The organism is Nocardia nova NBRC 15556 (assembly GCF_001613005.1).
Taxonomy (GTDB): domain Bacteria; phylum Actinomycetota; class Actinomycetes; order Mycobacteriales; family Mycobacteriaceae; genus Nocardia; species Nocardia nova.
The window spans coordinates 1-10436 of the sequence record NZ_BDBN01000154.1; the positions used below are offsets into that span (position 1 = coordinate 1).

The window sequence follows — 10436 nt, forward strand, 5'->3', positions numbered from 1 at the left end:
ACCGCCGAGGTGCGGCGGCTGCTGGATGCCGGGCTGGCGGTGATGCGGCGCTGCGGCACCGAGTCGCGGCCGCGGGTCGCCGATATCGTCGCCGTCGCCGGCTTGTCCAACGATGCCTTCTACCGGCATTTCGCCTCCAAGGACGCGCTCGTCGCCGCCCTCCTCGAAGACGGAACCGCCCGGCTGCTGGACTATCTGGACCATCGGATGGGCAAGCGGCTCACCCCCGAGGAGGCGGTGCGCGAATGGGTGGACGGCGTGCTGTCCCAAGGGGTCGGCGAGGTCGCCGCGACCACCCGGGCGGTGATGTGGAATGCCGGCGGTCTGGCGCAGGGGCTGGTGACCGGACCGCCGGAGGCCAGTTCCCGGCTCGCCGAGCTGTTGCGGGCGCCGTTCGCCGCAGTGGGTTGCGAGCACCCGGATATAAATGCCGCGCTCGCCGCGCACGCGGTGGTGGGCCGCCTCGCCGAACTGCTGTGGCGGCGAGTCGAACCGACCGCGGGGGACGTGGAACGCGTCACCGACTTCTGTCTGCGCGCGGCGCGCCCGGCCCACTGAGGGGCGCGAGTGCGGTGAGCGGCCGTTGTGGTGCGAGCCGCACGGCCGCGACCGGATGGGGCGTTCAGACTCTGGTCTCGGCCATATCCACTTGGCGGGCGGCGTTGGCCAGCGCGGTGACGACGCAGGTGCCGATCCGTCCGGCCCGGTCGTAGAGGGTGGCGGTGCCGACCGCGATGCCGTCGGCCGACATATGGTCCTGCGCATGCAATCCCAGCTCCCGCCCCTCCGGCAGCCGGGTCAGGGTGAGGGTGACGTCGCTGTTGATGTAGCCGACGCCTTCGGTGCCCCAATTGCAGACCAGATTGGTGGTATCGGCCAGGAAGGCCGCGCGCTGGAACGGCGTGATCGCCTCACCCTCGACCAGCGGCGGCAAATTCTGCCAGACCGATTTGCGCTCCCCGTTCTGCGCGGCGGCGAAGTCGCCGGACCAGTCGCCGTCGCCGCATTTGAACAGCGGTGGCTGGCCGGTCGGCGCGTCCAGGCGCCGGTCGGGCACCGGCAGGGACTGTTCGGCCTGCCAGATCCGGCCCGGAGGTTGCTGTGCGACAGCCAGATACATCACCGACGCTCGCACCCGCACCTCGTCCTGCTGGGTGATCCACGCGTCGGCGACGCGCACCCGGGCGCCCGAGCGCACCACCGCACTGTGCACCGTGATCGGTTCGTTCCGCACCGGGCGGAACAGGTCGGCGGTGAGCCGCGCGGGAACGAAACCGGCGCCCGGGCAGTGGGTTTCCAATTCCCGCGCCAGCAGCCCGCAGATCGCGGGCCCGGCCACGTGATCGGGCGACCATTTGCTCACCGCGAAGTCGCCCGCGACGAATCCCCGTTCGTCGCGGCTGAAGAATGCCATCATCGCCTCGGCCCTTCCGTTCCCGGCCCACTCGAATTAGAACACGTTATAGGACCGAATCCGGAGGCTGCTCACCGGTTCCGGTGAAGCTCCCGGTGGATCGAATGTCAGCAACTGTCGTCACCTAGGATCGGATCATGAGTCGATGGGAACCCGATGCGCGCGGCCGCCTCGCCCGAGCGGCCCTCGAGCTGTACGCCGAGCGCGGGTTCGACGAAACGACGGTGGCCGAGATCGCGGAGCGGGCGGGCCTCACCGAACGCACCTTCTTCCGGCATTTCGCCGATAAGCGCGAGGTGCTCTTCGGCGGTCAGGACCTGCTGAGCAGCGCGATCGCGGAAGCGGTGACCACCGCGCCCGCGGATGCGGACCCGATGGCGACCGCGGTCGCCGCGATCCAGGCGGCCGGTGCGCAAATTCCCGATCTGCCGGCGTGGCAACTGCGGCGGCGTGCGGTGATCGCGGCCAACCCCGCGCTGCAGGAGCGGGAACTCAGGAAAATGGCCGTCCTGGGCGGCGAACTGGCCGACGCGCTGCGGACCGCGGGCGTCGCGGAGGCCGACGCGACCCTCTGTGCCCGGGTCGCGGTGACCGTCTTCGGGATCGCCTTCGATCGGTGGGTCGACGGTTCCTCCACGCGCGAATTGTCACACGTTATAGCTGAGGTATATGCCGAGCTCAGGACCGCCGTGAGCGCCGAACGGGCCCTCCGGAACGGCGAGCGGGCCGGTGACCCGGGGTGACGGACGGCACACGATGTGCATAAGGTGACGAGGAACGACACGTCCAGCCCGACCGATGGAGAACGACGTTGAAGACCAGACTGGGCTGCCCCTGCGGTGAACAGATCGTCGGCACAGACGAAGACGACCTCGTCGAGAAGACGCAGAAGCATCTGGCCGAGAACCACCCCGGCCACGACTACTCGCGCGACGAAATCCTCTTCCTCGCCTACTGATTCTCCGCATCGGCGGCCAGATAGCGCATCGGCGCATAGTTCGCCCAGCCGGTCTCCGGCCAGTTGAACCAGCCCGCCGAGGCGCCGGTACCGCCGTCGGGATGCAGGGTCGTTCCCGTCAGATAGGCCGACAACGCCGAGGCGAGGAACACCACGCAGCCCGAGACGTCGCCGACCTCCCCGGGCCGGCCCAGCGGTATGGCGACCCGCACGCCGAGCGGGTCGGTCATCGCCGCATCGCCGTGCGGCATCCGGTGCAGATTCGGGGTCGGCACGTAATCCGGCGCCACATTGTTGACGCGGATGCCGTCGGGTGCGAGTTCGACCGCGAGCGTGCGCGCGAACTGTTCGACCGCGGCTTTCGCCGCCGCATACACGGCGAAACCCGGTGCGGCCCGGTGTGCCTCGATCGTGGTGATGTTGACGATGCTGCCGCCGCGACCGCCCGCCCGGATTCGCGGTACGGCCAGCGCGCAGGCGTGCAGCACGTGGGTGAGATTGCTGCGCAGCAGCGCCTCCCAGCCGTTGGGGCGGGTGTCGGTGAACGGAGCGCGGAAGGTGCCGCCGACGACGTTGACCAGGATGTCGAGCCGGCCCCACCGCGTCTCGGCCGCGTCGAACACCGCGGCCAGCCGGTCGGGATCGCGAACGTCGCCGTGGACGACGACGCCGTCGCATCCCTGCGCGTCCAGTGCCGCACGCATCCGCTCCACGGCGTCGGCATCGATGTCGATGATCGCCGGGCGCACCCCGTTGGCGGCCAGATCGGTGGCGATCGCGTGACCGAGACCGCCTGCGCCGCCGGTGATCACGGCGACCGTGCCGGCCAGGCCTGCGCGCTGTTCGAACCAGCCCGTGGTCATCGCAGGTAGGTGGCGCCGAAGGCGTCGAGGAAGTCGGTGGTCGCCGCGTGGTCGGCGGTGCGGCTGGACACCACGAGCCAGGTGACGCCCGCCTTCTCCAGTTCGGCGAAGGCCTCGAGGTGGCGATCGGCCGCTGCCGGGTCGAGCAGATCCGGGTCGTGGTAGGAGTAGAGCACGTCGAGATCGCCACTGCGCCCGGCGGATTCGGCGCGCGCCCGCACCTCGGTGATCTGTGCGGCGAGCTGCGCGTGTGATTCGAGCGCAGGGGTGCGGGCGGTGGCGCTGAGCGTGGCGCCGCCGGACATCGGCATCCAGCCCTGGGCGCGGGTCGCGGCGCGCCGGCGGCTGGCGGCGGAGTTGCCACCGATCCAGATCGGAATGGGATCCTGCACCGGCCGCGGCCGGGCGATCACCTCCCGGGCATCGAAATGCCGGCCGCGATAGCTGAACGGCTCGCCGCGCCAATGCAGCGGCAGCACCTCGAGCGCCTCGTCCAACAGGACGTTGCGTTCCTCGAAATCGACTCCCAGCGAGTGGAATTCGCTCTTCTGATAGCCCGCGCCCACGCCCAGGATCAGCCGGCCGCCGGAGAGTTTGTCGACCGTCGCGGCGGCCTTCGCCAGCAGGAACGGATTGCGGTAGGGCGCGACCGCCAGATAGGTGAGCAGCCGCAGCCGTTCGGTCGCGGCCGCCACATAACCGAGCGCGACCAGTGAATCCAGGGTCTGGTGCCCGCCGTTGTCCAGCCAGCGTGCCCCGGGAATCGGGTGCTCGCTGAGTGACAGGCCGTGAAATCCGCACCGCTCGGCCGTGATCGCGACCTCGCGCAGTGGTCCGGCGTCGAGTACATCGCCGTCGGGTCCCCCGGTCTCCGGATAGTGAAAGATGAAACGCAGGCTCACACATCGAGAGTATCATTCTCGTGATTGCGTAATTAGATTCTCCGCACTGCTCGAACGGGAGGACTGCCGATGGGCGCCGCGCCGATGACTCCGGGCCGGTATGCCGAACGCTGTCCCGATCGGCCCGCGATCGTGATGGGCGAGAGCGGGGAGACGGTGACCTACGCGCAACTGGAACAGCGGTCGCGCGCCGGTGCGCAGGCCCTGCGCCGTCGCGGTCTCGCGGTCGGCGGCCATCTCGCGATCCTGGCCGAGAACACACGGTCGTTTCTCGAAATCGCCTGGGCCGCACAGCGGTGCGGTCTCTACTACACCGCGATCAACCGGCATCTGCGCGCGGGCGAGGTGCAGTACGTCCTCGACGACTGCGGTGCGACCGCGCTGGTCACCACGGCGGCGCAGGCCGAGGTGGTGACCGGGCTGGATCTGCGCCGAATCACGGTGAAGATCTGTGCCGCAGGCGATCTCGACGGTTTCGAACGGTACGACAACCTGCTCGCCGCCGAATCCGGCGACCGGCTGCCGGACGAATGTGAGGGCCGGGAGATGTTGTACTCCGGCGGCACCACCGGGCGTCCGAAAGGGGTGCGTAAACCGCTGCCGGCCACCGCACTCGGGGATCCGCAGGCGCCGCCGGTGCAGATCGCGCGCGGTCTGCTCGCCGCGGGGGCGTGCGAGGACGCGGTCTACCTGTCACCGGCTCCGCTGTATCACGCCGCGCCGCTGGTCTTCGCCATGTCGTGGCAGCGCCTCGGCGCCACCGTAATCGTGATGGAACGGTTCGATCCGCGCCGCTGCCTGGAACTGATCGAGCGCCACCGGGTCACGCACACCCAGATGGTGCCGACGATGTTCGTGCGCATGTTGCGGCTGCCCGACGCCGAGCGCCGCCGATACGACGTGTCGAGCCTGGTCGATGTGGTGCATTCCGCGGCGCCGTGCCCGGTGCCGGTCAAGCGGCAGATGATCGACTGGCTGGGACCGATCGTCAACGAGTACTACTCGGGCACCGAGGATATCGGCAACACCTACATCGGCGCGCGGGACTGGCTGACCCATCCGGGTTCGGTCGGCCGCCCGGCGCAGCCCTGTCATATCGTGGGCGCGGACGGGCGGGAGGTGCCGGTGGGTGATACGGGGGTCGTGTACTTCGAGGGCGGGCGGCCCTTCGCGTACCACAACGATCCCGAGCGCACGGCCGCCGCGGCAGGACCGCACGGATGGCGCACCCTCGGCGATATCGGCCGCCTCGACGAGGACGGTTTCCTGTATCTGACCGACCGGCTGTCGCACATGATCGTGTCCGGCGGTGTGAACATCTACCCGCAGGAGGCCGAGAATGTGCTCGCGGCCCATCCCGCGGTCCTCGACGTCGCGGTGATCGGCGTACCCGACCCCGAGATGGGGGAGGCGGTGAAAGCGGTCGTGCAACCGGTGGATTCGGCCTCCGCGGGCCCCGCACTGGCCGCCGAACTGATAGCCCTGTGTCGTGCCGAACTCGCCGGGTACAAATGCCCGCGCACCGTGGACTTCGCCGCCGAGCTGCCCCGCGACCCGAACGGCAAACTGTACAAACGACTACTGCGGCAACACTATTGGGATGGTCACGAGAGCCGGATTATTTGAGCTGCTCGCGTCCTCGCTCGATCACCCGCGCCCCGTATTCGGCCATGCGGGCGGTGCCGGGCGACCAGGTTTCGGCCATGACGCCCTCGAGCAGCTGCGCGCGGAGCTCGTCTTCGTCGGCCAGGGCGAAGTAGTGCCGCAGTAGTCGGGTGACGGCCTCGCGGTCAGCGGCCAGTATCTCGGCGGCGAGGGAGTGCGTGAACGGCAGCAATTGCGCGTGGGGCACAACATGATTGACGAGCCCATAGGCGAGTGCGTCGGCGGCGGTGAGGAAATTGCCCGTCAGTGACAGTTCGACGGCCCTGCGCCGGCCGACCGTCCGGGTGAGTCCGACCGTGACCCCGCCGCCGGGCATCATGCCCAACCGGGCGTGGGTGTCGGCGAACCGCGCTCGCTCGGAGGCGATGAGAAAGGTGCACTGCAGGGCCAATTCCAGCCCGCCCGCGACGCATGCGCCGTTGATCGCGCCGATGACCGGTTTGTCGATCACCGGCAAAAATCGGAACAGGCCGTCGGCTCCGCGGCCCGGGCCCGAGCCCGGGGAGCGGGCGGGCCGGCCGGGCGTGTGCGCGGCGGCGGCGCCGATATCGATACCCGCGCAGAAGGCCGGATCGGCTCCGGTGACCACGACGGCGCCCACATCGGGATCCGCGCCCGCGTCGGCGACCGCATCCCACACCGCGTCCATCAGCGCGTGGTCGAGCGCATTGCGGACCGCCGGACGGTGCAGCGTCACGGTCGTGATGCCGCCCGCGTGCTCGACGACGACCAAGGGCTCGGCCATGCGCTGCTCCATTCGAATCAGAACGTCCATCTTTATCTATGAGAATAATGTTCTCATCGTGAAATGGGAGGTGCCCCGTGCGAATCGACACCACGATCGGCGCGCTGGACGACGCCGCGGCGCGAGTTCGCGCACTCGAAGGGCTCGGCTTCGACGGGGCCTGGGCGGGTGAGATGAACGGTGACCCGTTCCTGTCCCTCGCCGTCGCGGCGCAGTGCAGCGACCGTATCGGCCTGGGCACCTCCGTCGCCGTGGCGCTCGCCCGTTCGCCGATGACCGTGGCCTACGCCGCCGACGACCTGCAGCGCTTCTCCGGCGGACGGCTGCGCCTGGGCCTCGGCTCGCAGGTGCGCGCGCATATCGAACGGCGCTTCGCGATGCCGGCCGATCGTCCGGCCGCGCGGATGCGCGAATACGTCCTGGCATTACGGGCCATCTGGGCGCACTGGCACGAGGGCGCGCCGCTGGCATTCGAGGGCGAATTCACTCGGCATACCCTGATGCCGCGCGACTTCGTCCCGCCCGCACACGATTTCGGCGCGCCGCCGATTCTGCTCGCGGGTGTCGGGCCGGCCATGACCCGCGTCGCGGCCGAGGTCGCCGACGGCTTCATCTGTCACGGCTTCACCACCGCCCGCTGGATCCGCGAACGCACCCTGCCCGCGCTCGGCGCTGCCGCGATGCGCGACGACTTCGAGCTCGTCGCAACGCCTTTCGTCGTCACGGGCACCGGTGAGCAGATCGATCGCGGTGTCGCGACGCTGCGGCGCCGGCTGGCCTTCTACGCCTCCACACCCGCCTATCGTCCGCTGTTCGACCTGCACGGCTGGGGCGGGGTGAATGCCGAACTGACCGCGCTGTCGAAAGCCGGGCGCTGGGATCGGATGGCGGAGTCGATCACCGACGACATGGTCGAGGCTTTCGCCGTCGTGGCCGCGGTGCAGGACCTGCCGGAGCGGCTGGCGGCCCGCTTCGGTGGCCTGCTCACCCGGCTCTCGTTCGCACCGCCCCGCGATATGCCGGCCGACGAGGTGGCCGATCTGGTCCGGCGGATCCGGCAGGCCTGCGACACATGACGGATCAGTCCGGGCGCGGCCACGGCCGGCCGTCGAGGCGCTCGATATCGGTGTTGAGCCGGCGCAGATAGGTCGCGAAGTCGGCGACGTCGGCGGCGGGCCAGGTGTGCAGCACGCGGTCGAGGCTCGCGACCGTGGCGGCCACGGTCTGCTCCAGCCGGCGGGCACCCGCCACGGTGACCCGGAACTTGCGGGCCGGGCCCCCGTCCGGATCGGCGATGCGGTCCACCAGCCCGGCGCGCACCAATGCCGCCGTCTGCCGGTTGAGCGTGGAGGTGTCGAGACCGAAGGCGGCGCTGAGCTGACCGATCGACATCGGCCCCTGCATCGTCAGCCGGCTCAGTAGGACATAGGCGCTGCGCTCGAGACCGCACCGATCGCGCCGGCTCATCTGATAGCGGCTGAGCAGCATGGTCTCGAATTCGACCGCCGCGATGGTTCGTTCCACGGCGCCCTCCTCTCGTGCGCGACCGAGACGGGTATCACAGCTCGCGCGGGTACACCGTCGAATGCCTCATGGATCGTGACCTCGACGCTGCTGGCCGCTGCCGCCGAGGTCGCCGAACCGGTCACGGCACGGGCCTGAGGCGCTGGTCGGCCGGGTCAACCGGCCGACCAGCCGCCGTCCACCGGCACCACCGCGCCGTTGATGAACGAGGCGGCGTCGGAGGCGAGGAACACGGCGACCTCGGCCATCTGTTCGGGTTCGGCGATACCGCGCATCAGCGACATCACCGGCTGCAGCCGGGTCACCCCGTCGAGATCCCATTCCGGGGTGGGCCCGGCGATACCGGTCATCGTCGGGCCGGGCAGGATCGCATTGCAGCGGATGCCGTCCCCGGCATGGATCCAGGCCACGTTGCGGGTCAGCCCCACCACTCCGTGTTTGGCGGCGGTGTAGGCGATTCCCGCCGCGCCGCCACGGATTCCGGCCTCGGAGGCGGTGTTGACGATCGAACCGATGCCCTGGTCGAGCATATGGGGCAGCACCGCGCGGGTCATGAGGAAGGTGCCGGTGAGATTGACCGCGACGGTGCGTTCCCAGGTGGTCACCGGGGTGTCGGCCGGCAGGGCCATCTTGTCCATGATTCCGGCGTTGTTGCACAGCACGTCGATGCGGCCGAAGGTGTCCATCGCGGTGCGGGTCGCGCGGGCGACGTCGATTTCGTCGGAGATGTCGACGACTACCGGAATCGCGGCCGCGCCGATCTCCGCGGCGGTACCCTGGGCGCCGTCGGAACTGATATCGGCGGCCACGACCATGGCGCCGCATTTGGCGAATGCGATGGCCATGGCCCGCCCGATTCCGGAGCCGGCCCCCGTGACGATGGCCACCCGATTGTGAAAGTTGCTGGTGCTCAACGGTGTTCCCTCCTCGGTGCGCTGCGGGGCCGCCGGCACGTGTCGACGTCGCCGTTTCAACCGGACATCACTGTCCGGTTGGTAGTGTAGGCCGGTGACCGAGCAGCGTCGAGTGAATCGTGGACCCGGCGCGGCCGCCGCCAATCGAGCGGCTCTGATCGCCGCGGCCCGCGAGGTGTTCGCCGAATCGGGTTTCGAGGCGCCGCTGAATCTGATCGCGCGCCGCGCGGGCGTGGGGCAGGGCAGTCTGTATCGGCACTTCGCCGACCGGGAATCGCTCGCGCTGGCGGTCTTCGAGGACAATGTGGTGGGACTGGAAGCCTATGCGGCACAAGCGGATACCGGACTGGATCAGCTTCTGGAGCGGATCGTGGACCAGGTGGTCACCTCGATCGCGTTCGTCGAATTGATCGATCCGTCGCTGACCGACGGGCGGCTGGCGCGGATGAGCAGCCGGGTGGCGGCACTACTGGGGGACCATCTCGACAACGCCCGGGCGTGCGGCCGTGTTCGCCCCGATCTGACGTGTCAAGACCTCATGCTCGCGTTGGCGATGCTGGCCGCACTGCTGACGCGGGCGGGGGCGGAGGAACGCCGGGTGCTGGCCGCCCGCGGGTGGTCGCTGATCGAACAGGGGTTGCGAGCCTGATGGGCATCAACCGGACCGGACGGCGGAGCTGTCGTCTCGACCGAACGGCGCCGCGGAGATGGCGGCGTCGAGTACGCCGAGGCTGCCGCCGAGTTCGGCGGTGAGGGCGCGGACCACCGCGACGTCCTTGCGCAGGAATTCGCCCACCGCGTCGCCGAATTCGGTGACGGACTTCTTCGCGGCGATGCTGGTCACGACACGTCCGGAGGAACTGGCATGCGGCAGCGCCGACAGCAGAGCCGCCTCCGTGACGCCCAACTGGCCCGCCAGTCGCACCGCCGCGGCGACCAGTCCCGCCTGCGCCGCGAACAGCGCGTTGTTGACCAGCTTCACCCGCTGGCCCGCGCCGAGCGCGCCGACGTGCAGGATCGGATCGGCGTAGGCGGACAGCACCGGCCGCAGATCGGCGGCGGACTCGTCGTCGGTGCCGAGGAAGACCGTCAGCGTACCCGCGGCGATATCGTGCGGTCCGCCGCTGACCGGTGCGTCGGCCACCCGCACAGCATGCGACACCGCCTGTGCGGCAACGGCGTGCGCGGTGCGCGGATCGCCGGTCGTGTGCAAGGCCAGAATCGACCCGGGGGCCATGGCCGCGGACAGTTCGCCGTCGAGACAGACCTCGCGCACCTGATCGTCGGAGAACAGGCACATCAGCACCGCGTAAGCCCCGGCGGCGGCCTCGGCGGGGGTGTCCACCGCGCGGGCGCCCGCCTCGGTCACCGCGTCGCGAACCTCGCTGCGCCGCACCGCGACCCGGACCTCGTGCCCGGCCGCGGCGAGGCGCCGCACCATCGGCAGGGCC

General features: G+C 69.9%; 13 protein-coding genes. 6 read left to right on the plus strand and 7 right to left on the minus strand.

Annotation, left to right across the window (positions count from 1 at the left end; translation table 11 throughout):
* Window positions 1–558: TetR/AcrR family transcriptional regulator (locus NN2_RS34815; RefSeq protein WP_063019437.1), on the plus strand; the 558-nt coding region annotated here is incomplete at its 5' end.
* A gap of 64 nt (window positions 559–622) precedes the next feature.
* On the opposite strand, the gene NN2_RS34820 is transcribed toward NN2_RS34815, so the two are convergent.
* Window positions 623–1417: an acyl-CoA thioesterase domain-containing protein gene (locus NN2_RS34820; RefSeq protein WP_063019439.1), complete on the minus strand. Its 795-nt coding sequence runs from the start codon at window positions 1415–1417 to the stop codon at window positions 623–625.
* 134 nt (window positions 1418–1551) lie between these two features.
* On the opposite strand from NN2_RS34820, the gene NN2_RS34825 reads away from it, so the two are divergent.
* Both NN2_RS34825 and NN2_RS35875 read left to right on the plus strand, forming a co-directional pair.
* Entirely contained in the window at window positions 1552–2157 is a 606-nt protein-coding gene (locus NN2_RS34825; RefSeq protein ID WP_063019441.1) for a TetR family transcriptional regulator, read from the plus strand.
* 68 nt (window positions 2158–2225) lie between these two features.
* The gene (locus tag NN2_RS35875) at window positions 2226–2372 is read left to right on the plus strand and encodes a DUF1059 domain-containing protein (protein WP_063820473.1); all 147 of its coding nucleotides are present in this window, start codon (window positions 2226–2228) and stop codon (window positions 2370–2372) included.
* On the opposite strand, the gene NN2_RS34830 is transcribed toward NN2_RS35875, so the two are convergent.
* Together NN2_RS34830 and NN2_RS34835 are read right to left on the minus strand one after the other, a co-directional pair.
* Window positions 2366–3235, minus strand: coding sequence for an SDR family NAD(P)-dependent oxidoreductase (locus NN2_RS34830; protein WP_063019443.1), 870 nt, complete (start codon window positions 3233–3235; stop codon window positions 2366–2368). The genes NN2_RS35875 and NN2_RS34830 overlap by 7 nt on opposite strands.
* Window positions 3232–4137 carry an LLM class F420-dependent oxidoreductase gene (locus tag NN2_RS34835; protein WP_218022098.1) on the minus strand — a complete coding sequence of 302 codons (906 nt, stop codon included), beginning with the start codon at window positions 4135–4137 and terminating at the stop codon, window positions 3232–3234. Before NN2_RS34835 ends, NN2_RS34830 begins: the two co-directional genes overlap by 4 nt.
* 84 nt (window positions 4138–4221) lie before the next feature.
* Here NN2_RS34835 and NN2_RS34840 point away from each other — a divergent pair, with 84 nt between their 5' ends.
* Window positions 4222–5763 carry an acyl-CoA synthetase gene (locus NN2_RS34840; RefSeq protein ID WP_063019455.1) on the plus strand — a complete coding sequence of 514 codons (1542 nt, stop codon included), beginning with the start codon at window positions 4222–4224 and terminating at the stop codon, window positions 5761–5763.
* On the opposite strand, the gene NN2_RS34845 is transcribed toward NN2_RS34840, so the two are convergent.
* Window positions 5756–6547, minus strand: a complete 792-nt coding sequence (locus NN2_RS34845; RefSeq protein WP_063910962.1) for an enoyl-CoA hydratase — start codon at window positions 6545–6547, stop codon at window positions 5756–5758. The genes NN2_RS34840 and NN2_RS34845 overlap by 8 nt on opposite strands.
* Window positions 6548–6624: 77 nt before the next feature.
* Here NN2_RS34845 and NN2_RS34850 point away from each other — a divergent pair, with 77 nt between their 5' ends.
* Window positions 6625–7623 carry a TIGR03617 family F420-dependent LLM class oxidoreductase gene (locus NN2_RS34850; RefSeq protein WP_063019445.1) on the plus strand — a complete coding sequence of 333 codons (999 nt, stop codon included), beginning with the start codon at window positions 6625–6627 and terminating at the stop codon, window positions 7621–7623.
* 4 nt (window positions 7624–7627) lie between these two features.
* Here NN2_RS34850 and NN2_RS34855 read toward each other — a convergent pair whose 3' ends face one another.
* Window positions 7628–8071: a MarR family winged helix-turn-helix transcriptional regulator gene (locus NN2_RS34855; protein WP_063019447.1), complete on the minus strand. Its 444-nt coding sequence runs from the start codon at window positions 8069–8071 to the stop codon at window positions 7628–7630.
* Between the two features lie 155 nt (window positions 8072–8226).
* Window positions 8227–8985, minus strand: a complete 759-nt coding sequence (locus NN2_RS34860; RefSeq protein ID WP_082857473.1) for an SDR family NAD(P)-dependent oxidoreductase — start codon at window positions 8983–8985, stop codon at window positions 8227–8229.
* Between the two features lie 94 nt (window positions 8986–9079).
* On the opposite strand from NN2_RS34860, the gene NN2_RS34865 reads away from it, so the two are divergent.
* Complete coding sequence (locus tag NN2_RS34865) at window positions 9080–9634, plus strand: TetR family transcriptional regulator (RefSeq protein WP_063019449.1); 555 nt, start codon at window positions 9080–9082, stop codon at window positions 9632–9634.
* A gap of 6 nt (window positions 9635–9640) precedes the next feature.
* On the opposite strand, the gene NN2_RS34870 is transcribed toward NN2_RS34865, so the two are convergent.
* Window positions 9641–10426, minus strand: a complete 786-nt coding sequence (locus tag NN2_RS34870; RefSeq protein WP_063019451.1) for an NAD(P)-dependent oxidoreductase — start codon at window positions 10424–10426, stop codon at window positions 9641–9643.
* Window positions 10427–10436: the final 10 nt, after the last annotated feature.